Origin of the sequence: Butyrivibrio proteoclasticus B316 (assembly GCF_000145035.1) — a bacterium.
Lineage (GTDB): Bacteria > Bacillota > Clostridia > Lachnospirales > Lachnospiraceae > Butyrivibrio > Butyrivibrio proteoclasticus.
In genome coordinates this window covers 1-26379 of the sequence record NC_014390.1, presented here as the reverse complement: position 1 = coordinate 26379, position 26379 = coordinate 1, and the positions used below count along the sequence as shown (strand labels likewise).

Annotated in this window: 22 protein-coding genes; 1 reads left to right on the top strand and 21 read right to left on the bottom strand. The window is 39.9% G+C overall.

What is annotated here, in order from left to right; genetic code table 11:
* Positions 1-4 precede the first annotated feature (4 nt).
* The 12 genes from BPR_RS18505 to BPR_RS18450 all read right to left on the bottom strand — a co-directional run bounded on the left by BPR_RS18505 (position 5) and on the right by BPR_RS18450 (position 10973).
* The gene (locus BPR_RS18505; RefSeq protein ID WP_013283035.1) at positions 5-289 is read right to left on the bottom strand and encodes a YbeD family protein; all 285 of its coding nucleotides are present in this window, start codon (positions 287-289) and stop codon (positions 5-7) included.
* A 2-nt stretch (positions 290-291) separates the two neighbouring features.
* Positions 292-1146: a hypothetical protein gene (locus BPR_RS18500; RefSeq protein ID WP_207636513.1), complete on the bottom strand. Its 855-nt coding sequence runs from the start codon at positions 1144-1146 to the stop codon at positions 292-294.
* Between the two features lie 103 nt (positions 1147-1249).
* Positions 1250-1993 carry a hypothetical protein gene (locus BPR_RS18495; RefSeq protein WP_013283033.1) on the bottom strand — a complete coding sequence of 248 codons (744 nt, stop codon included), beginning with the start codon at positions 1991-1993 and terminating at the stop codon, positions 1250-1252.
* Between the two features lie 66 nt (positions 1994-2059).
* On the bottom strand, positions 2060-2785 hold the full coding sequence (locus tag BPR_RS18490; protein WP_013283032.1) for a hypothetical protein: 726 nt from the start codon (positions 2783-2785) through the stop codon (positions 2060-2062).
* The gene (locus BPR_RS18485) at positions 2785-3105 is read right to left on the bottom strand and encodes a hypothetical protein (RefSeq protein ID WP_013283031.1); all 321 of its coding nucleotides are present in this window, start codon (positions 3103-3105) and stop codon (positions 2785-2787) included. The genes BPR_RS18490 and BPR_RS18485 overlap by 1 nt, the downstream gene beginning before the upstream one ends.
* 287 nt (positions 3106-3392) lie before the next feature.
* Positions 3393-4133 carry a hypothetical protein gene (locus tag BPR_RS18480; protein WP_013283030.1) on the bottom strand — a complete coding sequence of 247 codons (741 nt, stop codon included), beginning with the start codon at positions 4131-4133 and terminating at the stop codon, positions 3393-3395.
* Positions 4134-4311: 178 nt separating this feature from the next.
* Positions 4312-4905: a hypothetical protein gene (locus BPR_RS18475; protein ID WP_242662281.1), complete on the bottom strand. Its 594-nt coding sequence runs from the start codon at positions 4903-4905 to the stop codon at positions 4312-4314.
* 57 nt (positions 4906-4962) lie between these two features.
* Positions 4963-6162: a glycosyltransferase gene (locus tag BPR_RS18470; protein ID WP_013283028.1), complete on the bottom strand. Its 1200-nt coding sequence runs from the start codon at positions 6160-6162 to the stop codon at positions 4963-4965.
* Positions 6163-6460: 298 nt separating this feature from the next.
* Complete coding sequence (locus tag BPR_RS18465) at positions 6461-8596, bottom strand: VirD4-like conjugal transfer protein, CD1115 family (protein ID WP_013283027.1); 2136 nt, start codon at positions 8594-8596, stop codon at positions 6461-6463.
* A complete protein-coding gene (locus tag BPR_RS18460) occupies positions 8596-8883 on the bottom strand; it encodes a hypothetical protein (RefSeq protein ID WP_013283026.1) in 288 nt (95 codons plus the stop codon). Before BPR_RS18460 ends, BPR_RS18465 begins: the two co-directional genes overlap by 1 nt.
* Positions 8884-8952: 69 nt before the next feature.
* A complete protein-coding gene (locus tag BPR_RS18455) occupies positions 8953-10140 on the bottom strand; it encodes a hypothetical protein (protein WP_013283025.1) in 1188 nt (395 codons plus the stop codon).
* Between the two features lie 248 nt (positions 10141-10388).
* Entirely contained in the window at positions 10389-10973 is a 585-nt protein-coding gene (locus BPR_RS18450; protein ID WP_013283024.1) for a hypothetical protein, read from the bottom strand.
* A 271-nt stretch (positions 10974-11244) separates the two neighbouring features.
* Between BPR_RS18450 and BPR_RS18445 the strand changes: the two genes are divergently transcribed.
* On the top strand, positions 11245-12363 hold the full coding sequence (locus BPR_RS18445; protein WP_013280040.1) for an IS110 family RNA-guided transposase: 1119 nt from the start codon (positions 11245-11247) through the stop codon (positions 12361-12363).
* A gap of 480 nt (positions 12364-12843) precedes the next feature.
* Here the strand turns inward: BPR_RS18445 and BPR_RS21675 are convergent, their stop codons facing one another.
* The 9 genes from BPR_RS21675 to BPR_RS18400 form a co-directional block, all read right to left on the bottom strand.
* Positions 12844-15192: a VirB4 family type IV secretion system protein gene (locus BPR_RS21675; RefSeq protein WP_013283023.1), complete on the bottom strand. Its 2349-nt coding sequence runs from the start codon at positions 15190-15192 to the stop codon at positions 12844-12846.
* A 196-nt stretch (positions 15193-15388) separates the two neighbouring features.
* Complete coding sequence (locus BPR_RS21400) at positions 15389-15820, bottom strand: hypothetical protein (protein ID WP_013283022.1); 432 nt, start codon at positions 15818-15820, stop codon at positions 15389-15391.
* Between the two features lie 135 nt (positions 15821-15955).
* Complete coding sequence (locus BPR_RS18430) at positions 15956-16660, bottom strand: hypothetical protein (protein ID WP_013283021.1); 705 nt, start codon at positions 16658-16660, stop codon at positions 15956-15958.
* Positions 16661-16675: 15 nt separating this feature from the next.
* A complete protein-coding gene (locus BPR_RS18425) occupies positions 16676-19009 on the bottom strand; it encodes a C39 family peptidase (RefSeq protein ID WP_013283020.1) in 2334 nt (777 codons plus the stop codon).
* 5 nt (positions 19010-19014) lie between these two features.
* Positions 19015-22707, bottom strand: a complete 3693-nt coding sequence (locus BPR_RS18420) for an autotransporter outer membrane beta-barrel domain-containing protein (RefSeq protein ID WP_013283019.1) — start codon at positions 22705-22707, stop codon at positions 19015-19017.
* 151 nt (positions 22708-22858) lie between these two features.
* A complete protein-coding gene (locus tag BPR_RS18415) occupies positions 22859-23158 on the bottom strand; it encodes a hypothetical protein (protein ID WP_013283018.1) in 300 nt (99 codons plus the stop codon).
* Between the two features lie 254 nt (positions 23159-23412).
* Positions 23413-23862 (bottom strand): hypothetical protein, encoded by a 450-nt coding sequence (locus BPR_RS18410; protein WP_013283017.1) that lies wholly within the window; start codon positions 23860-23862, stop codon positions 23413-23415.
* 14 nt (positions 23863-23876) lie between these two features.
* On the bottom strand, positions 23877-24827 hold the full coding sequence (locus tag BPR_RS18405; protein WP_013283016.1) for a ParM/StbA family protein: 951 nt from the start codon (positions 24825-24827) through the stop codon (positions 23877-23879).
* A gap of 243 nt (positions 24828-25070) precedes the next feature.
* Positions 25071-26315: a replication initiation protein gene (locus BPR_RS18400; protein ID WP_013283015.1), complete on the bottom strand. Its 1245-nt coding sequence runs from the start codon at positions 26313-26315 to the stop codon at positions 25071-25073.
* Between the last annotated feature and the right edge of the window lie 64 nt (positions 26316-26379).

Here is a 26379-nt window from a genome sequence, read left to right as displayed (position 1 = left end):
TTTCCTAGTGTTGTTTTTCAAAGAAGCCCCTAAGTTTTACCTGTTCAGAGCGTTCTCTGTAAGAATACTCGTTTGTAACCTCGTTCTTCATTGCAATATCCAAGCCTTTTGTCCAATTTATCTTCTTTTGGGCATTGAGATGGCTATTGATGTTAGGAAGTTCATCCATGTCTATCGCCGTCTGGATATAGCTCTTCAGCCTGTTATAGGAACCATTTGGACCTAGGCAGATCAGATTCTTATCATCCAGATCCGCATGCTTGTAAGAAATAAAAGCATTGTAATGCATGGTTATTCTGTTTCCTTTTCCAAATTCTTTTTGTTCTTATACTGAACGAATAAAAGAATCACTCCCATAAATGCGCTAAATAAGAACACACCGGCAAGTACTGCAGATTTTAATAAAATCATGAGTATTCCGATAACCAACGATATCGCAGTTTGTCCAATGACTGCCTTCATGGTCTTTTTATATTTTTCATCTGGTGTCATATGTTTTTTCTCCTTTAGTATGTTTAATGCCATTCTCTGCTCATCCGTGAGCGTTTGCATAAACAAAGAATTATTATCCGTCTTTACAGTAACAGAACCATTTTCAAAATCATTTTCAAATACAAATGCTTTTGTCTCTGTACACCAAATGGCCTTTTGTACCAAAAGCATATCATAACAAATATACTTGCCACTCTTGCCAATAGAGATTTTGAATGAACTTATAAGAATGAACATTACTGTAAGCGCAAGATTACTCAATATAAGGGCGCGCCAAACAAGCAAATTGCCAACATAAGCGCCATCGCCCAATAGCAAATATCCGGAAATTAACATAAATGAAGCAGCATGAGCAACAATTATACACTTCCTTGCTGCCGCAAAATAATAATAATCCTTTGAATAAATCTTCATTATCCAGACAAAGATATAGAATAACATGCCCATTCCCAATATCTCAAGTGCACAAATAACTGCTTCCCCTGAATCACTCAATTTTCCCGGCAAATCAAGTAAATATAAATATGGTTCTACTATCAATAGTTCTTTATTTAATGTTACAAAAACCAATAGTCCTACCGCTACAAGCTTCGTAAGAAGGTTAGTAAGCTGACTTCTTTGCAAATTCTCATAGTTTACGTAGTACTGTGACAATGCATATAAACTCAAGCATGGTAACATGTATAAAAATATCCACTCAATGAATAAATTTGAGTATTGCATAGTGTCCATCTCTTCCCCTTAATTTCCTTTACACTTAGGTGCAAATACTTTCTTTCTCTGCTTTTGTAAAAAGTCTTTCATAGCTGCTTCGTATCATGTTTATTGCTACATTTTCAGCATCTGCTTTGTAACTTGCAAAAACAATTTCCAAAGTATTAACAAACTTATACTGATTATCTCTGATAATCTTAAAGACCTGATTATCATCATCCCAATACACTTGTCCGTTCAATACTGTAATCAAAGCATCAGCATAAAACGCTGCAATTCGAAGAATTTCCTCTTTTACCTCTCCGTATTCCTTACCGCGGATCGCAAGCACAGAATCAGTAACCAGCTTTAGATTATCGCTATTATTATCTTTTGATATAATACCATGCGCTTTACAGAAATCATCCGAAAGCTTCAGATAATTATCACGAATAAACAAATAATCATCTGAGATAATACGAGGCTCTACCAGCTTTTTATCCAAAGCTTTATAGCCTTCGTCATTCATTGCCTTAGCTATAGTTTCAATAGCCTCTCTAAATGACTTTTCATCGGAATAGTTTACTTCAAAGTTCCCCCAGGGATAGCTCAAAAGCACGACAGTCCCTTCTCGAAGTAAATCTTCATAAATCTCAAAGCACTGATATACTTCTCCAACAGTCCTTTCAAAAAACCCTAATGATTTCTTGGTCATCTGCCCCTTGAGAATGCGCATATTGAAACCGTGTTCTTCTGCGTTTGGAAGCAGCAGTTCTTTAACATTCTTTTTGTAATTGATTTGTGACATTAGTAACCTCTGATCTATCACTAATTACATTTTTATAATAAATCGCTAAAGCATATCTATATTACTTCACTTTATTCCGTATTCTTCTAGTTCTTTCATCAATAGTAAGTCAGAAATACCTCTAATAACTTTTTGTCTCGTATTTCCTCTTAAAGCGGTAAATAGAACTGACATAACAGCTGTCATATTTCTCTTTCCTTCTGTTCTTTCTACGTAAAGAACTTTTCCATCATACTGATAAAATTTCGTATCAGGAATACGTAATAATAGTTGTATATAGAAGGCTGTTACAGAGTAAAAGTCTTGCTTTATACTATCCCAATCCTTACCCACCATTGAACTAATACTTTTTTCGATAATATCGATAGCATTACCAAAAGAAACATTATCAATATCAATTCCATTATTCAAGCCAAAACTTTGGGCAAGATTTACATAATTTTGGCAAACATAATCATAGTCTTGTTTAGATAAAGATGGTTGATTTCTTTTCTTATCTAATAAATCAAAACCTTCTTCTATTAGTTTCGCCTGAAATTTCTTTATAGCTTCAACAAAAGATTCATTATCGGTGTAATATAATACATACTCTTTTGTGAACAAATGCATAAGCGATAGTTTACCCTTTTCTTCTAAATCTTCCCTTATTTCAAACAACTGCTGAGGGCCAGTTCTTTTAAAAATTGCTATAGGCCAAAATGATGCTTGTTTTCGCTCAAAATCAATAGTGAATCCTCTTTTTTCGGCTTCCTCCCCCATTATTTCCATTATTATTTTTTTTCTATTAATCATTATGCTACCTCGCATCCATTAGGATCACCTATTCCTTTAAACCATCCATAAGCAACTATACAAAGGCATAAAAGCGCTGCCACTCCCGCTGCTGCAACTCCAGACGCGCCTATAGCAGCGGCCAAAGCCGCTCCTAGTAAATATATAAGAAATCCTGTGCCACCTTTTACAATGTGGGACTTTTCATTATCATCCACGTAAACATAGTTAACCTGCACGACGCCGTTCTTTGCTTCATTAACATTTGTAACGTAAACAGGCTCTGTGCTGCTTTCTCCAGCGGCATATTTCTTCTGCCTCTTCTGTAAGCTCGCCGCCATCTATTACATCATCCACAATATCATCTACAATCTGATTCAAAAATGCTTCTGCCGCAGCATTATCCTCAGCAGCATAGCTGTCATAGTTGATGACATAATTCCTACAGCCAGCTAAACTGCTGCTGACTTTTTAAATAATTTAAACATATCTCTTTCCCCGTATTTCAAAACTTTTTTCTATAAAAATATTGAAGCTTTGCTTCTTCTATTTTTCCGGTCTTGGCTAGTATTACTCCCTCAAAAAGAGTGCAGGTAATTGATTTGTGACATTAGTAACCTCTAGGCTATTAGAATTTCCAATCAAAAGCCTCATACTCTTCTTTAGCCATGACGTCTGCACAACTACGCTTAATTGACTCATCATCATCTTTCATCCACGCATTATACACATTAAAAAGAGGGTCAACTATTCCATTAGGGCCATAAATAGTGCTTCTATCAGGCTTTTTGATCATTCCTGCCTCTAGTCCTCCAATTCTTGTATCAGGGTAAGTAAGAAGAGTAGCGCAATAATACGCCCCAATTAATAAGAGCTCCTCTTTTATACTTCCCCAATCCATATTTTTAAGCTCATTAATCTTTGAAACTATCAAATATATTCTGTCACCAAACGCGATAGTTTCGTCTATATTATTCTTGTTGACAAACTCATCCGCTAATGTCTGGTAACCTTCCAATATGCGTCTATGATCTTCTACTCTAAAACCTGGTTCATTAGCTATTTTTTCATCTAGCATTTTGAAACCTGTTTCATTCATAAACTTTGCGCACTCCAAAATAATATTGGTATAAGATTCTTCGTCCTCGTACTTCTTCTCAATTGTATTTTTCCCGCAGCGAAAAATAACCTTATTGTAAACCAGATCAAGATTTATATCATACTTTTGACTATGACCATCAACACTTTTTTTGAATATAGCTATAGGCCACTTTGATATTCCAGGAGACAAACTAACCATCTTAAATCCTCTGGCTTTAGCTTCTTTACCCATCTTTTGGTTTATTATTTTTTTATATTCAATCTCCATTTTTTCTCCTTAGATAGTAATTTTATACTGAAAGATAAAAATTATCCGACTTCATCTATTTCATACTATGCCTCTATAGGCTTCCTGCCATGCAGTACAGTGGACGTATCCTCTTCCGCACAACTCCTCATCAGTTTCAGCTGATTTGATAACTATTGAATCGTTTATTTCTTCCATTTTATTCTAACCACTTCTCCAATCCACGGTCAGTCCAGACCTGGACCTCTACATAGCATTCCGGCCCATATTTAAAGTCCGGATTCCATTCCTGAGGCAGCCCATACTTGTCTATGATATTCTGAATCTCTTCAAAACTGTAAAGCCTATTTCTATATTCTTTCCCATCCTTTACATTACCGCTGAAAGTAGGGTGGGAATCTCCGTAAGTGAACGAGAGCATGCTCGTATCTAACTCATCGGTATCAATTATAATGCTTGCGGTATGTTCATACCATTTTTCAAAAAACGGCACTTCTTCCACTACCATATAATGCGGGGTGTCTCTCTCAGGTCTTCCACCGATTTTTATAAATTCGTTTCGAAGGATTGCTTCAAAACGTCTCCGCTTCTGAAGATAATCGGATGGCCGTTTGGCCAGAAAAACATCCGGCTTATCCTTGCGAATCTGTTCCAGAACCTTTTCTCCATCCTCATCAGATAGATCAGATATACTCCGAAACGGACCTTTTTCCCTTTCATAATAATGATATAATCTCATGCTACTCTCTTGGCTTAACCCCCTCTTTTCCCCAGGATTCAATCCAATACTCATCCCGACAAATTCTTTTGCTCCATTACAGACATTTATAATCTATAGGGCACTTGTAATCTACAAGACACTTCCGATCAGCCGTACTGCTTCCCCTATCCCATCCTCTGTTTTTATCTTTTCTGATATGGATAAAGCATTCCGCTTCTTGGTTTCATATGTACTGTTCATCTCTTCTATTGCGGCAATAAGTGCTTCTTCAGAAAGATCCTTGGCATTAATGTGCTTTGTTGCAACATCAATCCTTTCGAGCTGCATTGCAAAGCCGAGCTGGTCGAGTACATGTGGAACCGGGATTGAGGGAATCCCGTATATCATCGAAGAGGCGCTGGTACCGAAGCCGCAGTGGTGGATTACAAACTTTCCCTGCCCGAAGAGCCAGCTGTGCGGGACACTGCCGCAGGATATCATGGTATCCGGAAGTTCATAGTCGGCAATTGTTTTCTTAAAGCCCTGAATTACAGCCCTTGAACCTGTTTTCCGAAATGCATTAACAAACATATCCAGTTTGGCCTTGTCCGAAGCTGCTTCAAAGGACATGGCACCAAGAGCCAGAATTGCCGGGGGATCGCCTGCTTTAATAAACTTACTAAGATTCTCATCAGGGACATAATCTTTTTCTTCTTCATACCAATATCCGGTTATGATATTATTCTTTTCCCAGTAGGGGCTCGCCTCAAGAACGTATTTACTTACCGGGATCAGATTATAATAGTCAGATCTGATCTCATCACCGGTTTTCATCGGTTTTAACCCGTATTGCCTGCGGATCTTGTCATATGGTTTGTTCATCTGTTTCCCGATAAGCTTTCCAATGATCCTGTCCGAAAATTTTAAGGGCTTTCCTTTCTCAGGGATCATCTCCGTCTGAAGCGACACATCAACCGTAGGAATACCGAGAACACCTGCTTCTACCGCTCCCATTTTGCTGTGAGTCACCACAATCAGGTCTTTGTTTTCACAAAGCTTATAAACTTCACCTGTAGAGTTCTGAATAATCTTCATAATGAAGTTCATGCATCTGATCATACTGACAGCGGAATTAGACGACTTACCGCGTATTACAGCCGCCTCTTCCTCAATATCAATATCCGGTCCCACCGGCTCAAAATGAATCCCGTAAGATTCGATCAGTTCCTTCCAGCACGGATGTGATCCCAAAGTCACATCATACCCTGCATCTGCAAGTCCCTTTGAAAGATATATGTATGGCTGGACATCACCCCTGGTGCCCATCGTGAACATAGCAATCTTCTTCATAGAGATACGCCTCCCATCAGCTTTATCTATCCATTGTAATGCAGCATCATACTGACTAATATACACATTTTGTAGAATTACCGCACCCTAACCCTTCCATTATCGCAACTATAGCTTATTTTTGAACGCAAAATGAAGGCCACTATGATAGCAGCCCTCACTTTCTGGTACATTTGAAACCATTTCACTTTTGATCCAGAGTCCGTCTTTAGTACTCTGAACTTGAATTACTTCCCATTCCCCAAAGAATTGCAACGATGAAAAGTGCAGCCATAAGTTTAAACATACCTTCCTCCAATCAGCCCAGTTTTTCCAGGACTTTTTCAAGCTCTTTGTTTCCGTTTACTCTAGTGAACTTATCTCTTCTCTTAAGAGATCTCTCTTTAGGTGCTTCTTCCTGCTCGTTATAAGCATCAGGTTCGTACTCAAAAGCCTGATCAGAATAGTCTTCAGTCTCATAAGAAGCGTCCATAGATATGGCCTCACCTGTCTGAGGATTGACGTATTCTATGCCGTTTTCTGATTCTACTGCTACTGCTTCAATAGTCTCCTCTTTATTTACCTCAGAAGCTTCCCTGAATTTCTTTCGCGTCTCAGCTTTTTCCTTTTCTGCATCTTCAAGGCGCTTTCTCCAAAGAGGTTTGTGACGACCCGGAACTCTTTCATGGTCTTCACAGCCTTCCATGTATGGATTGTACTTACTAAGGTATTTATTAAGCTTTACAGGCTCAAAGCCAAGGATGCAGACGATAAGCTTATTTGCATCGAGCTTTTGTGTTTCGTCTATTGTAAGCAGGTCAGCTCCAATAAGGCCCTCTGTGATGGTCTCACTATTATGTGTATGGATCGTTTCACCAAGGTTATCTGAATACCTTGCCGCCTTATTAAGTCTTGTCTGCTTTCCGCATGCTATGTTGAAATATCTTCCTGTGTCTTCATCACCGGCTCGTAGAAGAATCTTTACTGTCATTGATCCAAGGATTGTGTTATATGCTTCTCCAGGATACATATCCTTGAGCTGTCCAAGCGTCTGAAGAACTGTAGTGATACCGATCTTTCTTGATCTTACTGTTGTGATAGTTCCATCAAAATTGTTGATAGCACCTGTTGCCTTAAACTCATCAAGGATGTAATTAACAAAGAGCTGGTTCTCTTTCTGCCTTGTTGTGAGTGAATCGGAATACTCACACTGCTTTATGAGCATCATGTTAAAGAACAGGTTTGCAATAACGTTGTAAGTCTTATTGGTATCTGGGATTACAACGAAGTACATACACTTCTGCTTCATAGGAAGGATAAGGTCAATCTCATCATGGCTTACTATCTGCTGAGCACAGAAATCAGTAAGGAATGAAAGCTTGATACCCATACCGTTAAGGATCTGTCCCTGTACATCCGGTGCGCAGTTAGCAAAGATATTAAATGCCTGTCTTGCCGGATGAGTCTTTGGAAGACCATTGAACATTGTAGCAAGCTGCTGAGGAGTATTCTGAGTACAGATGTTATACATCTCAGCCAGTGTATTTCTTCCAGCCTTCTTTAATGCCTCATTTGTTGAGATATAAAGAAGAAGTGCCTTATAACCATTTAGCTCGTTCTGTGCCCAGTAGTCCATGTGACCGTCACCGGTATTTTCAATGATACAGTTGGCCAACATCTCTGCTACTGAAGTATCTCCGTTTTCAAGGTACTTAAGAAGATGGAATGCATCGGAGTTTCTAAGCTCGTTAGACTTAAGGTTTAGGACCCTTACAACGTATCCTGCATCCCTTGCTTTCTGTGACAGTCTCCTATACAGGTCTCCTTTTGAGTCTGTTATGATTGCCGACTCTTCTCTTCGAATGCACTGAAGGATGTCGTTTTCAATGATGGCTGCAGACTTACCTGAACCAGGTGTACCAAACACGCACTTATTTCTGTTGATACCAACAAGGTCATCCTTTAAGGTATAAAGCCTTCCCTCATCATCCATTCCAAGGATATCTCCCAAAAGGTTGTTGATATTCTTGGATCTGTTAAAACACACATCCCTCTCTTTTTCTGTCTGCCAGTGGGCTGTTCCATGAAGTCCCTGTTTACTTACTAGGAACTTTCCTTCTCTGTCCACGTAGTAATCTTTCTTGGTTATCTTATGGAATCTGTATCCGCCCATCATGAAGAAAAATGTTATGAGTGCTGCAAGGATAATTCCCGGGGTATTAAGCCAAGCAACAAAGATCTGTGCGATATAGATCTGGTCCTGCTTGCCGAACAGCTTTAATACCAGCTGGCAAAACCACCCCGACAAAAGGATTCCTGCTATGGGCGATGTGATAAGGATAGACCTGTAAGTTCCTTTATGCTCTTTTACGTCATAAAAAAAGTCTGATATTCCCTGGGAGACCTTTCCTCCCTCTTCGTTATTTCCTCTTAACTTATCAAAAACACTTTCCATCAGCCCACCTTCTCCCTAAGCTTTTTCATGAGTAGGCACCCTATATATTCCACAGGATGCGTATAACGGTATAGCTTTGAATCCATTTTCTTAAAGTCTCTTTCAAATTCATCATCCTGTTTCTTTTTATTCTTTGCCTGTATCTGTTCGTAGGAAGCTCCGTTCATAAGGGCTTTAGCATTCTGAGCCCCTTCTTTGATACCTATAAGCACGGCCTTTACTGTCGTGAATATGATGGACATTATCAAAAGGCATACCGCCAGCTTTATCATCTGTTCTGTAGTCATCTTGTTTTTCTCCTTGTTGTTCACAGTGAACCAGGCTCTGATCTGATTCGTTCATATCTGATTCGGCTTTTAGATAGCCTTTTGCTGAACAAGCTTCTTACTATTCCAGTCCTTCAAAAAGTCCTCGAAGCTACATGAAAAGATTTCAGCATAGCCATCAAGAATGCTCTTAATAAATTCAGCCTGGTAATCAAAACATATAACACGTATTGTTTCCTTTGGCGGAACTGCAAACTTTACTTTCCGGACAAACTGTAATAGCCTTGCAAAATTCGGTACGCAGAAAACAAAGGTGTATACTTCGCCATCGTAGAAATCACATACATAGTCAAGCTTAGATGTATCTTTATAAGGTTCTTCCATGACGGCTTCATACATTCTTACCTGCCAATCTGATTCGGACATTATCTTTATCATGTCCCTTCCGTTCCTGTCATAGGGAAGTATGTAGAGGTCATCATATGTCATACAAAGTCCTTCATATCTTTCCCTATATTTCTTTGGTGGGTCTATTATCCGTTCAAAGAGGCACAGGTCATATGCCAGGATGATCGCGCTTTCCAGCATGCAGCTTTCTTTGTTTATGTAATTAGCCAGCATGTTTTGGATAAAGGATTTTATCTTATACTCTCCCTGGGCCGACCATGTCTGGATATCTTTTCCAAAGTGATACACGTTGTAATTGCCACCTGCTGATAATAAAGTTCCATTTATCCTTGATGCTATTGCCGTTTTTTCCCCGTCAATCTCCTCAACATCATCCGTATAACCTGAATACTTCCTTATCTCACGACTTTGATAATAAACATTGCCTGTAAGAGTCTTATTTTTTACTACGTCCTTCTTATCAGCTGGAAGTGTAGGTATGCCAGCACAGTCCATCATGATAACTACTTCACTACTCCGAATAATTCTCTTAGCATTAGCCTGCAGCTGGTCCTTACTGTATTTAGCTCTTTTAATATCCCTTATGCCATACTCTTCAAAGAAATCTAAGTTCTCATCAGGGATATTGTCATAAAAATAGTTCTCAAGATTTTCCTTGTAATTTGATATGACTAGATTTTCAAAGACTTCTACGCTATGTCCCTTTTCAACCACGCCTTCCCTTTTCATCTTGCACATGGTGTTGTTGATTGAAGACTGGGGCTCATCAAAGAGCTTATATGACCTTGGTGTAATTACGCTGGAAACATGTAAAAGATTCACGATCTTGTTCCTCATCGTTCCCTCAATATACCTCGGTTTATTATTCATTTCTGATGCTCCTCATACTAAATTCACATTTGGTTCAACTACAGTTTCCTATGTGATTTTTGGCTCATATCTGTTTCTAAGCTTGAGCTCCTAAAAGTTATCAAATGCCCAAATCATGCGGCTTACCACTGTTCAAAGGCGGTAATTTGCCCTCTCCGCGAAAAGGGGTATTTTTACCGTCTTTGGAAATAATTTTTACCGTCTTTGAGGCTTAAAATTACTTTCTTTGGGATTTAAAATTACCGTCTTTAAAGTTCGTAATATTCAATGCTTGGAACCTCTGTAAGTGGTCCTTCCACATAGGCAACCATGAAAGGAATTGTGAGGTTCATCTCTGCAAGAATATCCATTACGTCCTCATCATTAACAACAAATGTATAGAGCCTTCTGCTGTCTTTTTCTTCTCCAATCTTGCAACCTGTAGATGTGTAGAATGTATCCTGGATCATTGATACCTTAGAGATACTGTTCTTATCGATGAATGCTATATACTCTATCATCTTAGCCTTATTGATAAAGCAAACTTCTACGCCATTATCACAGGGATTTGCTGACCTAATCTCATCTGTCCTGGCTATATTTGATTCCTTTATCTTATCCAGCATTACCCAAAGGCAGTACAGCGTCTCTGGACTATACTGTGGTCTGTTCTGAAGAACAGCGTAGTTGTCATCAAGAAACTGTATTATCCTGCTGTTACACAGAAACGAGATCATAGGCTTTGGATTAAACCTTGTTCCCTCATACATCTTCTTTATCTGGTCAATTGTAAGAGCGCCAAACTTATTTAATAGATTTACGGTAACTCTGGTCTCTGGTGCTAATTCTGGCATGTTTATTCTCCTTTTATGCTAAAAACGTACTGTTTCGCATATAAATAGCCTTGTTTAGTGGAAAAATATATGTGTTTCCACTAAAAACTTGTTCCGGCTGTTTTCCCTTTGCATTAAAATGATTGTTTTTCACCTAAAACGTCTTTATATCTGCTACAGCACTAGACAATATGTAATGACCTCCACTATGTAGCAACGTGGATTTACCTGTATACTAAAGATGTTGAGTCAATGGTAACAGGGATTACCGCATACAAAGGGAGGTCACTAAATGAATAATATCACAGTTTACGTAGGAATGGATGTACATAAGGAAAGTTTTACTCTCTGCGATTATTTAATCGAAACAGAGAAGGCGTCTCATACAAGGCGCACCCACGCTGATTACAAGGAAGTCCTAAAATATCTGGAATTCCTTAGAACCATCTACGGAAATGATACAAACTTTATATGCGGTTATGAAGCCGGATGTCTCGGCTATACTTTATATCATCAGTTAACTAATCATAACGTTAACTGTGTGATACTTGCACCAACCACTATGCTTGAACCGCGTAGTGGCAAAAGAATTAAAACTGATAAACGTGATGCTGAATTGATTGGCAAATGTCTGGCTCAGCACAATTACAGTCCTGTTCATGTTCCTACTTCTACAGATGAAGAAACAAAAGAGTTTCTCCGTATGAGAGATGATCATAAGCTTGCACTCAAGAAAGTGAAGCAACAAATACTTTCGTTTTGTCTTCGCCACGACTATCGCTATGAAGGAAAAAGTCACTGGACAGAAGCTCATGTGAACTGGTTAAAATCATTAAAGCCTGAGGCACTGTATAAAGAAATACTCGATGAATATCTGCTGACCTACATAAACTTGAGAGATAAGCTTGAACGTTTAGACAAGCGAATAGAAGAACTTGCTTTAAAAGATGAATACAGAGAGCCTGTTAAAAAACTCTGCTGTTTCATCGGGGTTCAAACTCACACAGCACTATCTGTATTGGTTGAAGTAGGTGATTTCAAACGTTTTGCATCAGCCAATCAGTTTGCTGCATATCTTGGACTTGTGCCTGGTGAAGAATCCAGTGGTGATGAAAAGTCAAGGCTTGGAATCACAAAAGCCGGAAATCGTCATGTTAGACAGCTTCTTATAGAATCATCCCAGTCATACAGCAAAGGACAAATCGGACATAAATCAAAAGCACTTAAATCCCGTCAGATTGGCAACTCACCTCAAGTCATTGCATATGCTGATAAAGCTAATGAAAGGCTAAGACGCAAGTTTTACAAAATGGTTCTTGGTAAAAGCAAGAAACACAATGTGGCTAAAACTGCAATAGCAAGAGAACTTGCCTGCTTCATGTGGGGCATGATAACCGATAATATAGCATGATCAGGTATAACATCGCGCCTCCGATATCAAGGCCAAGCCGCCGTGGGCGGTGCTTCGCAGCCTTGACATCTTCACCCCGCTGTTATAGCGGGTAATCAAGCAGATGTAAGATGGCTTACGCCATTTACATCTGGCCACCAACAAGTACCAACTGAAGACATCTTGAAAGGGCTTCGGCCATTTCAAGGTTAGAGCTATCTACGATAAAACTATGTTGGCACAGAGAAATTTGTGATCCACGCAACTAGACGGTAGAGCTCACGGCGGACCATTGACCTGTCGGTAACCAATCCACGTATATCAGAGTGGCCAATGCCGGGAACTGATACCCCGAGGCTCTTTCAAGGTGCCTTCAGCAACAATTAAATATGTTTGTGGTGATTCCAGTCATTTTTTGCTTGACAGGAGGTCATTACATATCAGTTTTTTATACTAATCAGCTGTTGTTTTATACAAAAGACGCTTATCTTTCACCTAAAATCAACCGGTCTTTTTAGAAAACTTTTTACGAAGGTTAACATCGGTTGTATAGGTCTTGATCTCTTCTTCTGAGGAAATAAGGTCAATCAAAATCTTATCTTTATCCGACATAAGAAGCGCCCTTCCATGAGCTGGGAACTTCTTGAAGTTTGCCCTGTCGTTGGCATTTAGATCTACAACCCTTGCCACGTTGTTTATTTCCATATCCTCGATCCTGAGGAAGAACTTAATCTTTGATGCAGCAAGGATAGATTCTCCAAGACCATCGTTGCTTCTTAGGAAGTCTCCGATATCCTGAGTAGCCAGTACGGTACATGAACCATATCCACGGATGATCTTAACCATTTCCTTAACCTGCTTTGCACAATCCTCGTTCTGCATCATGAGCCAAACCTCATCCATGAATATTGCATCCTTATGTTTAAGGCTCTGCTTTGCAAGGTCGTAGCAGCAGTCAAATGCGATATACATCATCGCAGGAAGGTAATCCTCACTTATTGAAGTCTTATCTACGTCAAATATAAGGTACTGGTTATTAAGGTTTACGTTTGTAGGTCCGTTAAAGTTACTGAACATTCCTCCGTACATGTAAGGACTTAGCGCATCTCTTACCCTTGAAAGGACCGGATCTTCCTTAAGAGCATCGTTAAGGTCCTGAAGGATAGGCATAGGCTTTAATATCCTCTTTTCCTTGTTAAGCCAGATAGAATCGTTATTTGAAGTGATTCCATAGTTTGCATACAACTTCGTACAAAGAACGTTAAATCTGTTCTTCTCAGAAGTTGATAAGTGATCGTCCAGCATATTGAGCTGAAGGAAAGCACAAAGAGAAGCTATCTTTCTGGCAAGAAGGGGTGCATCCATTCCGTCTGCCTCATCTGTATCTTCCAAAAGTTCTCCGCTTGCGGAAACCTGAGGTCTTATTTCCATGATGTTTACACAGGTCTTACCACCGGGGATAAACTTTATGTACTCTCCTCCCATCTTCTCGCAGGCGTTGTAATACTCGTGAGCCTTTAACGGAAGAATGAACATGGTCCTTACTCCCATCATCCTCATTCTTGATGCAAGCATCATTTCAAGGAATGACTTACCAGAACCTGGCGTACCCATGATTACTATATTTCCGTTTGAATACAGCTGTGTATTGAAGTTATTGAATGAAACAAGTGAAGAACCCTGTACATTTCGTCCAACAACATATCCTTCATTGTCAAAAAGTGACATTGAGGTGAAAGGATATAGCTGAGCCATATTTCTTGTAAGCATGTTGTGCGAATACTTTTTGAAAAAGCTCTTTGTCACATACATATCCGGTGCTGTATTTTTAAGCCACTCATGTGCAGCGAGGAATGATGTTGATGTGTAGATTGAAAGACCCTCAAGGTGCTTCTGAATAGAGTTCTTAAGTTCCCTCATAAGAGCATATGTCTCTGCTCTTACAGTAATTATCACTTCACAGCTAAAGAGGTCTTCATCATAGTTACTCATGCACTGCTTTATGTATTCTGCATTCTGGATCTCTTTTGATATAGATTCTGCTTTGTCGAAGTTGGTCCTGTTAGCGTTAAAGGAAGAATACTTATATTTCCTCATCTGCTTAAGGCCTGTCTCAACAGTGCTTCTGTTAAGTCTCTTGGCGATGATATCAACATCAATGCCGTAGTCTATCGGTATGTTATCAAGCCATCCTGTCTGAACAATAGGAGGGAAAGTATTGTCTCTCATCACAAGCCATGTGTGATACATTCCATCCATCAGGATCCAGTCTTTAGTAGCCTTGCTTGAAAGTCCTCTTGGTGCAATGTAGTCAGCTTCCTTTGCCTCACCTATGGCACCATCTGTCATTTCATAGTCTGTTACTACCCTGTCTATTCTGTCCTGCAATGTTTCGCCTATACATGACAAAGGGTTGTAATACTTATAAAGAACTTCACATGCATGATAGTCTTCATTTTTAGGTGTTATAACAAGATTTCCGCAGCTCGTGAGTTTTGAACGAAGGTCATACTCGATACTCTTCATGTTTCTGTAGATATCAGTAAATTCCCTGCTGATCTTGCCATTCTCACCCTCGTACTGATAAATGATATAGAACCTTTTATCAACTGTATCAGCGTTCTGCAAAGTCGAGATATGAGCAATATAGCTTTCAGCCATTTCAGCTAGCTTTGGGTTATTTTCTCTTCTGTAGTTTTCCCTGATAGTATTAACGATCACATTCGTATCAGACTTTTCTGTCCTCATCTTGATATGAATGTTATTAGGACAGGTCTTGAACATCTGAAGGAATGCATCAGTTATCTTGTTCTTATCAACAACATCTTTCTGATAGTAGTTAAGAGGCATTACTTCAAGGATCTTTACATAAGTTCCATCTCCGCAGCATACAATGCCTGCCTTGATCTCTTTAACATTTACGATCCCCTGGGAATCAAAATTGTTCTTATCAGCCTTCTTATCTGTTTCTGCCCCTTTCTTCTGAGGAATGAGCCTGCCTACTCCATCTTTTGAAAAGGGTAATAAGCGGCCTTTAGATGAGTCATTATGCTCTTCTTTCCTTGAACTCTTCGTACTTTGCTTTGACGAACTCTGCGACTTTGTCTGCGGCACTATCCCCATTACCAATTCCATTAACGGATTGCGCCATTCTTCCTGATTTGTATCGTTCTTCATGATTTGCACTCCTTAAGTGATATTCCCCTTTATTTGCCAATGCCTGACGAAAGATCATAATAGCCTCAAATACACTCTGGTCCTTGATTCCTACAAGATTTAAAAGCAGTATGGGACCGCAAAGGCATACCATGAAAATCAGCTTTACTCTAAGTACGAACGGAATTGCTGCAATGATAAATCCAACTATTCCGGCACATATAATTCCCTCTATCCAGTTACGCGGCCTGAATCCGAAAACTCTCTTTGAATCAAGCACGTTATCAGGTATCTGGAACTCATATAATTTATCCTCGTTCAAGTTTCTCCCTCCTTGCATTATTACTTTTAAATATATTATAACGTTATATATAATATCCCAAAGGCGGTAATTTTTCAAGACTTTTGCACTAAAAAAGCCCTTACCAACAACATTTTTGCTGGTAAGAGCCTCATATTAGTGTTCGTTCGGATCTACTGCTGTAGCATCGCCTGCCTGTCCATCATCTTCCATATCAAGGTTCGGATCATATTCTATCCAGAAGTCACTCTTTGAGCCCTTTTCCTTAAGAGCCTGCAATGAATAGTCTCCAAGGTCTGATTTTATTCCAAACTCTCTTTCCTGTTTGTCATACTCAAGGTAAATAGTCATTCCCGGATACTTATCAACGGTTGCTTCCCAAGTGATAACTGAATAGTATTCTTCACATACGCAGGACCCTTCCGTGAGTGTAACAACATATCTTTCATCGAGATTTCCTGTGCATAAGTTGAAGTATGTATGAAGGTAATACGGAAGCTCATTACATATCTTCCAGTCATCATAATGTGTGTAAATCTCTTCAAAGTTATTTACGATGACGTGGATATTTGATTGTTCCTCATCAACTTCGTAGTGATCAGCCCCCTCAGGTTCAAACTCATCATCCTTTGCCAGTTCCTCTTCCGTGAAATTCCTCTTATCAGCGAACATTGGCACTGCTGTGCTGCTTGTACTGCTTTCGGAAGAATGCTCTCTTTCAGGAACATAGAAACCAGTTATTTCTTCCTCCTCATCTGAAACCGCCTCTGTACTGTTCTTATAAAATATAAGCGCTGTCATTAGGGATGCAAACGTAACAAGCGCCACGCCACCTAGTATTAACTTGGTCTTTGTTTTCATAGTTTATTTTTTCTCCTACATATGAGTTACAGTTCTGTAATACAGTGAATTAACATGGTTCCAGTCTTCATAAATGATATGATAATTGGCACGTCTTCCTGGATCCCAAACGTAAAGACCCGTTTCATCATAACCAATTCCCACAAGGAAATGTCCGTTAGACGTTCCATGTAACGTTCTTCCATCCTCTTTGGAATACCAATAACCTTCAATGTGAAGTATTACAGGCCTGTCGTTATTGATCTCATCTATAACGCCTTGTACAACATTTGTGGTTATATTGCCGCTCTTTTTAAGGCCATATACTGCAAGAACCTCATCGGAGTGAAGATCTCCGCCAGCATCTACATATTTACTGATTTCTGTTATAGGGATATGATACCTCTCGTAGTACATGATTATCATATCAATCGAACAGTCATAACACCCAGACCCCGCAACTGTCTTCTTTGAAGCACCTCTTTTTGTATCAGGATAATCACCCTGATTTATATACTCATACATATCAAGGATTTTTCCACCTTCTGGAGGTACTAAATCTTCTCCCGGAGGGTCGGCTCCGCCTGGATCTTCGTCCCAATCTATAACTTCAAACTTATCATTATATGTTTTATCAATGTAGCACCATGGGCTTCTTCCTTTACCCTGCCAGCCACGTTCTATAAGCCATGAGTCATGATTAACATCATAGAATACAGGGCTTAAGTAACTTCGCGTCTTATTAAACGCTGGTCCTAGTGCATCTGCAACTGATACAGTAACTCCAGCTGGATTTACGTATGAAACTTTAACATCACGCGCATATAGCCTTGTTACACGCTCGGAATATCCAAGCATATAAAGGTTATTATGCTGGTCAAAGTTTACATGCTTAAGATTGGATGCCCACGTAGGATCTGTTGTATTAAAAGCCATCGCAAAAAGCTCTCTTAAGCCAAATGGCTTAACTGTGACTTTTACATAATAATATTCCCAGTTGCATACTACTCCGTCCCACTCTATTGTATCGGGTGCACTTCTGCAGCCTTCCGGAGAATCAAACTCATATGGCTCACGCTCAAAAGTTATGGTGTCGTACGTATCATCATCATCTGTAGTAGGGTCATTTTCATTAAATACTTCTTTTTCGCCTACATATACCGGAACCCACATAAGTCCCAGCTCATACATGTACTTGTAGCACTCTTCCTTCTGGAGATATGTCATGAAATCCTCATAGTTTACATCTCCCCAGTCAAATCCATAATGCGCACCGTTAGCAACAGTATCTGTCATGCTGAAAACAGCAAATATCTCAGCGTAGTTAACGTCATCGTAGGTCGGATTCCATGTTGAATATGTCGTGTCATAAAAGGTCTGGCCTGGAATAAGTACATCTCCAATTCTTGGTTTAAACGTACTTGTAGCTAGGTCATATGGATATCTGTTCTTATAAAACGAGTCCAAGGACCTTTCACTGTTATATGGATGGCCATTCATAGATCCCGTGTACTTTTCAAGCTGCTTTACAATATTAGCGCAGTGGTCTCTAAGGGCTTTTGAAAGAGTTTGCCTTAGACCATCAGTTTTTCCGGAACCATCTTTGCCAAAAGTATAATCCCATATGGCATTATAAAGAGGCTGATTGTCATGGAAATCCTTAAGTGTCATGCCATCCTTGTAGCGATTTCCCGCATCAGACATGTTCTCTCCGTCAACCTTAGAATTCTGAAACTCTGTTTCCTGCCCCACAGATAATGGAGATGCGACTCCCTTGGAAATAAGCGTTCCGCAAAGGGTAGTTATTGCAAAAATCAGTATCAGCGGAATCAAAATAAAAGCATTGATCTTAGGACCATCCGGATTATCTTTATCCAGTGAAATATCTGTCTCTTTTTTTACAGCTGATGCAAGTGCAATAGCTGCTCCAATAATCGCTCCTACAACAATTCCTGCAGGTCCTCCTGCTGAGCCCGCAGCAGCTCCTTCTGCTACAGCTCCGCCAGCCGCTGCAGCTCCTGTAGTCGCTGCGGCGCTGCCTCCTGCAGCAGCCACTTCTGTTCCTCCAGCAGCGGTTGTAGTAGCTAAAGCTGTGCCACTTCCAGCAGCGGTTGTTCCAGCTCCAGCTTCTGCCGCAGCTTCAGCCCCGGCAACGCCAGCCGCACCAGCTGTTCCTGCTGTCTGTGCGGCGGCCTCTGCTGCATGCTTTGCACCTTCATTTGCAATATGCTTTGCAATGCGATTCCCAATCTCATCCTGGGCCTTTTGTCGTATTTTGTTGTCAATGGGCTCGGCTAAGGTTTTGATATCATTTTTGACGTCCCTAGCATCTTGCTCCATATTATCGCGAATGCTAAAATCATCTGCCATTATTATCACTGCCTCTTCTTGGGAGTCTTTATCTTACCTTTTTGAGCAAAACCAGGGTTCGTGTTATAACTATCAGCCGTCTCGACATCTTGACGTTCGTTATTGCCCTGCTCTATTAGGACCTCTGCATCCACAGTAGTATTTGATCCATACTGCCTTCCAGAAGATCCTCCTCTTCCGCCTACATTTACATCGTATCTAGTAGTATTTCCATAGCTATCACTTCCGATGTACATATAGCTACCTGCTTCACCATTTGTTGTAGAAGTACCATATATACCTCTGTCAGTGGCCGTAATATCTGTTTCAACACCATCCTTTGTTCCTGTTGCATGATATACTCCAACAGATCCTTCTACAGGCTCAAAAGGTGATACGGAATCAAATCTCTCTGATGTTGTAAGGCTATCCCTTATAGAGTTACCAATTGTTTCATCAGTGGATTCATATGTGGATACATTTCCATCAGAATCTCTAATCGAAGCTGTATATGTTCCGTCATTATTGCCGCTGAAACTTACGGCATAATCTCTACTTTCATCATCTGATATTTTCGCAGTTGCCGTATACTCGCTTGGTGTAAAGTCTCCTACATCGGCACCACCGCTCAGACTACTTGCAGCATCCTTTATTTCATCAGATGCCAGCGCATCTTCAAAGGTTGTTCCTTCTGGAACATTAAATGCCACGCTATCTCCCGATGCATTTGAGACAGTTCCTACGTAACTACCCGCTTCTTCTCCCGGTGTAAATGAAGCAGTAATAGGCGATGAAACTTCTTCCACTGCTGTTCCTGTTGCCTCATATTCACTCGGTGTAAATGGGGTTGTATAGCCGCCATCAACAAGACTGCTTACGGCCTCCTGTCCTGCCTCTGATGAAATCGCATCCTCATAACCAGTACCATTTGGAACATAAAAACTGCTGCTATCGCCATCTGCATTTGAGAATGTTCCAACTGTGTTTCCATTCTCATCAGTGCCCATGCTGAACGTAATTGGTGTTCCTGATGCATCAGCATCCACTGCCCATGCTCCATATTCGCTTGGTGTAAATCCTGATACTTCTGCACCACCACTGATACTGCTTGCCGCATCCATTATTTCATCAGATGCCAGAGCGTCTTCAAACGATAATCCACTTGGAACATTAAACTGAACGCTACCTCCACTTTCGCTTTCCAGTGTTCCTGTATATGAACCGTCTCCATTATCAGCAAAAGTAGCCGAAATAGACTGCACCGAGTCTGAATCTCCCGCTGTCGCACTATATGCTGTAGGTGTAAACTCTGCTACACCAGTGCCTCCACATACGCTACTAAGAGCACTCTGTCCTTCTTCTGAGCCAAGAGCCTCTCCAAAAGATGACCCTTTAGGAATGTCAAATGAACTGCTAGCACCATTTCCATTCGTTAATGTCGCTGTAGATGAGCCGTCGCTATTAGAAACAACGCTTGCAGATATTGGATGCATTGAATCAGGGCTTATCGTTGATGCACTATAGGATTTGGGTGATATGTCTGACAAACCACCTGAACAACCTATACTACTTACCGCGTTCTTTCCACTATCTGTAGAAAGAGCATCTTCTAAAGATGATCCATTTGGTACATTAAATGAGGCACTCTTTCCATCTGCACCTGTGAGTGTTGCTGTAGATGAACCGTCGCTATTTGGTGACATAGCTACTGAAACAGGTGAGGACTCTACATTCTGAGATGTAGCTGTTGCGGTATATCCAGTTGCCTTAAAGTCAGATACGTTAGATGCTCCCGCTCCTGATGCTGCTCCAATTTCTTCTTTTGCTTCCGCAAGACGCATATCATCACCATGGATTGGTGCATTTATATCACTGGCTGGTGTAAAATCACCCCCCACTACTGTTCCATACTGCTTTCCATTTGGATCACAGCAATTGAACACATCATTTTTGTTGATGTCTGTTCCAGCTTTTTGAATCACATCGTCATTACTATAGTTAGGATTATTTTCGCTCGCCTTTTTCATTGCATCGGCTACGTCTTGTCCTGCACGCTCAGCAGCTTCAGATGCATTGCATCTTTCTCCATTCTTCATAGCACCCTTGGCCTGGAATCCCATTCCATTACCAAAATTCTGACAATAACTAAATGCGTCTGCATCACTTATTGTTCCCTTAACTCCCTGAGACACAGCCTTTCCATCCTTGCCAATCTTAGTCTTCTCACCATTTATGGCAATTCCTGAATGCATCTTACCGTCTGCTCCCCTGAACTGATTCATAGATGCACTATTAACCTTGATTCCACTATTGCCCTGATCTGCAAGTGCCTGAGCACCCTGCTTCAATTTATTCTTCGACAATGCTCTAACCGCATTCTGCGCATCCCTATCCTGCGGATTAGTAAGTGCGTTTGCAAGCATCTTTCCAGCCTGTTCTGGTGTTACAAAATCATCATTAATCTTTTTACCCATAGCACCAAGCTGAGCGGCCATGTGTGATGGATCTGTTAGACCAACGCCCTTTGCAATATCTGATGCTCCAGCACTCAGCATCTTTCCGGCATCGAAAAGTTTCTTATTTCCAGTTCTAAGACCTTCAGCCTGCATAAGATTTCCGGCACCTTTTCTTGCTGCATTTGCCTGTCTAAGTGAATTTGCAAGGTTTCTTCCAGCACCTGCTATCGCACTTCCTATCCTAGATCCACCGGTAGCAACTCCAAGACCCATACTTCTTAACATTCCATCAAACTTAAGGCCAAATGCTAATAGTTCAAGAACAAAAATATACTGGATAAAAGTAAATGTGTTTCCTCCAAGCACTGCAAAGAAGCACCCCTTGAACCATACCATGTTAAATATCATTACAAGGAAACTACTAAATAATGTTCTTAAATAAGATTTAAAAATAGGTGATGTATTATTTGAAACAATCGTTCCACCAAAAGCTGCAAATAAGAGCAAAAGAACCATTGTCACAATGTACCTAGATACCATCTCGCAGTATAATTTCAAAAATCCTTTTATAAGCTTCCAGATAAGAATGATCTGCAAAATAACAATAATCAGACCGACTCCAGGAAATGTAAATTTAACGGCCTGCTTTACAGCAAAAATCGTCAACTCATCATCTGCTGATTTTGCAACGATATTGAGGAATCCTTCCTGCTTCATTGCATCTTTTGTGAGTGTATATGCCATTGTTCCAAAATAGTCGTCAATGATCGTAAGGATAGTTGTATAGATTGTCTTATGCTTATAGCATATGGCAATCGCAACACAGTATCTAAAGAAAAGGCTTATTGGAGTATCCTTTGAATCAATAACCTTGCCGTTTAGGAAATAAACGCAGATTCCAAAGCCAAAAAAAAGTGTTGCAAGGAACATTCCAGTAAATATCGAAAATCTATCAAGGAAGTCCGTAAGAGATACACTGACAAAATTCGTACTGTCAGTAAAGGTTTTTATCTGGGGGCCAAACGGCTGCAAAAGCGTATTGAAAAACCAATCAATAAGTGCACCTACAGCCTCTCCCAGCGACTGATTCATGGCTGTAAATATCTCATCAGTGATATTGTCCGTTACGGTGCTTGCAATCCATGAAAAAAATCCACCGCAATTAACCCTGTATGTTAAAAGCGATACAAACGCCCACGATATCAGGAATGCATAGAAGATCTTTTTCTTTTTGGGGATTGAATACAGATAATTTTCCAGCATTATCTCTTACTCCTTACTCTTTATTAAAAGTTATGTTATAACAAAAATATATTTTTTGTTATATTATATTCAAAGTTTTAGTGCGTGGCAAGAAAAAACTCCCCAGGTTTTGGGGAGTTCATCTTTTTCTTTATCAACAGTCATCGTGTGATTAAACACCTGCTGCTGGAGCAGCGGCTCCTCCGTTGAACAGAGACTTGATTGTTGATACAATGTGTCCCTTTGTAACCAGAACGATAAGTGCGAATGCAAGGCAACATCCGATAAGAATATGCTTCTCAACATCGAACTTCTTCTGATCTCTGGTAAAGAACATTGCGATACCGCAGATTACGATTGCAAGAGGGAACAGTGCTTCTGCAAGAGTAACAAGCTTGCTCTGAAGGTTTGTTACCGCTGTGCTTGCATCTGTGAATGCATCACAGTAAACAAGGTAATTAGCCCTTGCCACCGCCAATGCACCAAAAGCAGATGCCTTTGCTGCTGTGCTCTTTGCAAATCTTTCATCTTTGTCATCTTAACAACTCCTCCTTTTTAATGATTGTTTTTAGGCTTCGTAGCACATAAAAAGGGCGAGTATTTCGCAATCAAACAAAATACTCGCCCTAATTAATAATCACTACTAAATAACAACAATAATAATATAATACCAAAAAGTATATTTGTAAATAGTTTTGTTTATTTCTGCTGTTTTTACTTCTTAAATCATGCTCCAAATGCCTTTAATGCGTCATTAAGCGCATCCATATCTTCTTCTTTTATCAGATCATCTTCCGGGTCGTCTATAACTTCTTCAGGTTTTTGCCCCGTTTTGATAGATGTTATCTTATCTGTAGTCTGATAAGGCACCTGTGCCATCATTGGCTGAAAAATAGCACCCATCTGAGCAAAAGGATTATTCATGCCCTTTGATACCTGAAGCTCATATAAGCCCATGATCTGCTTAAAGCTATCCTTATCGAGCAGTTCTAGGTTGATTCCCATCCTCTGAATAAAATCATGTGCAAGTAACCCCATGAACTTTGACTGTTTGTGTCCACATAGCTCTAATAGTTTACAGCATTCAGCCTGGTACAAATCTGCTTCATCAAGATATATGTTCTTTTGCCTGTAGTCTCTGAATGTTTTATATTTCTTCTTTTTCTCAAAAGGCATTCATGGCTCCTTCCTTATGCCCCAAGGCAAAGAGCATACGCTTTGGCATTTGCATTTACATCTTCCAATATTTCCGGATCCTTAAGCTGGCTGTTCTCTTCAATCTGTTCTCTTAAAAGAAGGCATCCTCCGCCATAGAACACTACAGGATACAGAGAAAGCTTAACTCCCTGCTGGATGCAGCCGTTTACGATGTCTTCAAAATGTGTCTTGGCACCTGCTTTTATGAGGTCAATATACTCATCAGGAAGAATAGTCTCATCTCCGTTTAATACATCTTCAACAAGGCTCTCATCCAGCATCTCTCCATATTGCCTTTGAACTTCAGCACATATCTTTCTGTACATCACTCTTGTTCCAAGCTGCAGCGAGAAGCAGTTATTTACATCTGGCTGCCCGTTAACAACAGGAATCACATCTGTTGTTCCACCACCGATTCCTACAATGTAGTATCTCTTTTTCTTTGCTGTCTGACAGTGCTGATTCTTGTATACTGCTACAAAATCCTGTGGGAACAGCCTTATCGTATCAACAGAGAAGCAAAACTTCTTGTTCTTGTACTTAAACTCCACCGTACCCTCAAATTTCTCTTTGTAATATTCAAGAGTTTTTGCAGAATAAGCATTAAAGTGTCCCGGAGGAAGTCCAACGCCAAGCTTTATATGGTCATATTTATCAAGCTCAGTCTGGATCTGCCCCTCCCCTGCGCTTTCCTTTGCAATATACAAAAGCTCTTCTGCTATACCTATCAGTGTTAAGATAAGGCACTGATCATTCTGAGTCTTGTCTACTACATAAGGCTTTCTTTCTGAGATCTCAGGCACATAGTATTTGCCGTTGTACTCAAGAATTTTTGTTGCGATTTCAGGTTTGCTTGCGTATTCCCTATAACCACTAGGGATCTTACTGTGTGATGTCTTGGTGTCGTAATTGCCTACGTCCACCCCAATGTTGATTGCTCTCATGGTTTTATCTCCTTTCTTTACTATACCATAATGTTATCATATAACGTTTGGTAATACAATGATATTTTATAATAAAACCGCTTATTTTAGCACAATATTGACCTTTTTATCTTAATCGTTGTTCACAGTGAACAACTTCTCTTATTCTTTTAGGTGAAATAAATTTGCTTTATTCTAAAGTTCATGTTTTTAGCGTAAAAAAAGGAGAGGTAACAAAATCCTCTCCTTCACTACTTGCCTAATTTAGTTATCTAATAATATCTTTTCCAGCTCTACAAAATCATCTGCTCTCTGTTCATACTTGTTGAACTGAGTAGTCTTTTTTACCGGCTCTTCATATCCGCCCTTAATTGCACTTATCATGAATGCTGTAATATCATTTACACTACTCTTTGAGCTCATTACCCTGTATGCTTTCTCGACCTTTGAAAGGTCATACTCTGCAGCCTCTGCAATTGCACGAAGGTCCTTCATCTTGAGCCTTTCTTCGATTATCTCATTAAGGCTGTCAATGAACTCATCCTTTTCTTCAGGAGTAAGAACCTTTACAATCTTCTTCTCAACTACTTCGACCTTTGTCTTTTTCTTGTCATAAATAAAGAATCTGATTGAATGTATCTTACCACCACGGCCTGATTTGACTGGTTCATACTCAAACCTGATGCTGGTCATCTCATCAAGTTCTTCCTTTGCCTTATCAAGCGTGTTCTTTCTGAACGTACTAAATACGCTGTATTTAGGCTTTCCTGTATTGCTGGCGTCTTTATCTTTCTTACGTTCAGCGGACTTTTGTGAAAGCTGCTCGATATAGTCAAAGTCTACGTTGGATTTTTTCAGGGCATTATATATCTCTTTGTTTTCGTTAGGATCTATAATTCCAAGTCTGAGCTTTAAATCTGTCAGGTTCATAACCATCATATAAGGCTCTGAATTATCAAGGTTTTCACCACGCTTATGCGCCAAATAGCTCTGCTTATCAAATTCTGACTTTAGTATCTCGTATATTCTGTAGCTATAAATGCTCTTAAGAGGAATAGTCTCCTCCAGTGAGAACATTGTGTAGTTCTCCTTAAGCTGATACAACTGATCCGTAATCCTGTTGTTATAGCGCATCTCAAGGATTCCATCCTTAAACTTGCAGTCCGTAACAACGTTCAAAGCTTCCAGCTCCTTAGTACTATCATTTGTGTAAATAATTCTCCAGTCTAGAAGTGATGCCTTATCTTTCTCTGGCTCAACAAGATCTCTTATATGCTCATAAAAAGAACCGCCCTTATTACCAAATATCCTTCTGAGATCACCACCATGAAGTGTAGTAATAAGCTGCCCTGTCGATTCATCAAGTTGTGCCTGTTGTATTCCTACGGAAAATATCTTCTGAGCGAGAAGAGATGTTGTACCCTTTGCATTTATCAGACTATTAGACTTTGAATACTGTCTGCCCCTAAGGATACTAAGATCATAAGATTCATCTTTTTTCTTAGCCATATTTCCCCCATATCTTTTACTTCTTCCATGTACCATTATAGGGGCGAACAGTCTGTTATGTCAA

Bases quoted from the DNA above. Each gene is read 5' to 3' on its own strand.
- BPR_RS18430 (WP_013283021.1), bottom strand. From the start codon at position 16,660: ATGAAAACAAAGACCAAGTTAATACTAGGTGGCGTGGCGCTTGTTACG.
- BPR_RS18480 (WP_013283030.1), bottom strand. From the start codon at position 4,133: ATGGAGATTGAATATAAAAAAATAATAAACCAAAAGATGGGTAAAGAA.
- BPR_RS21675 (WP_013283023.1), bottom strand. From the start codon at position 15,192: ATGCCTCTTAACTACTATCAGAAAGATGTTGTTGATAAGAACAAGATA.
- BPR_RS18490 (WP_013283032.1), bottom strand. From the start codon at position 2,785: ATGATTAATAGAAAAAAAATAATAATGGAAATAATGGGGGAGGAAGCC.
- BPR_RS18425 (WP_013283020.1), bottom strand. From the start codon at position 19,009: ATGGCAGATGATTTTAGCATTCGCGATAATATGGAGCAAGATGCTAGG.
- BPR_RS18455 (WP_013283025.1), bottom strand. From the start codon at position 10,140: ATGAATAATAAACCGAGGTATATTGAGGGAACGATGAGGAACAAGATC.
- BPR_RS18470 (WP_013283028.1), bottom strand. From the start codon at position 6,162: ATGAAGAAGATTGCTATGTTCACGATGGGCACCAGGGGTGATGTCCAG.
- BPR_RS18465 (WP_013283027.1), bottom strand. From the start codon at position 8,596: ATGGAAAGTGTTTTTGATAAGTTAAGAGGAAATAACGAAGAGGGAGGA.
- BPR_RS18485 (WP_013283031.1), bottom strand. From the start codon at position 3,105: ATGGCGGCGAGCTTACAGAAGAGGCAGAAGAAATATGCCGCTGGAGAA.
- BPR_RS18450 (WP_013283024.1), bottom strand. From the start codon at position 10,973: ATGCCAGAATTAGCACCAGAGACCAGAGTTACCGTAAATCTATTAAAT.
- BPR_RS18460 (WP_013283026.1), bottom strand. From the start codon at position 8,883: ATGACTACAGAACAGATGATAAAGCTGGCGGTATGCCTTTTGATAATG.
- BPR_RS18475 (WP_242662281.1), bottom strand. From the start codon at position 4,905: ATGAGTATTGGATTGAATCCTGGGGAAAAGAGGGGGTTAAGCCAAGAG.
- BPR_RS18405 (WP_013283016.1), bottom strand. From the start codon at position 24,827: ATGAGAGCAATCAACATTGGGGTGGACGTAGGCAATTACGACACCAAG.
- BPR_RS18495 (WP_013283033.1), bottom strand. From the start codon at position 1,993: ATGTCACAAATCAATTACAAAAAGAATGTTAAAGAACTGCTGCTTCCA.
- BPR_RS18505 (WP_013283035.1), bottom strand. From the start codon at position 289: ATGCATTACAATGCTTTTATTTCTTACAAGCATGCGGATCTGGATGAT.
- BPR_RS18445 (WP_013280040.1), top strand. From the start codon at position 11,245: ATGAATAATATCACAGTTTACGTAGGAATGGATGTACATAAGGAAAGT.
- BPR_RS18400 (WP_013283015.1), bottom strand. From the start codon at position 26,315: ATGGCTAAGAAAAAAGATGAATCTTATGATCTTAGTATCCTTAGGGGC.
- BPR_RS18420 (WP_013283019.1), bottom strand. From the start codon at position 22,707: ATGCTGGAAAATTATCTGTATTCAATCCCCAAAAAGAAAAAGATCTTC.
- BPR_RS18410 (WP_013283017.1), bottom strand. From the start codon at position 23,862: ATGCCTTTTGAGAAAAAGAAGAAATATAAAACATTCAGAGACTACAGG.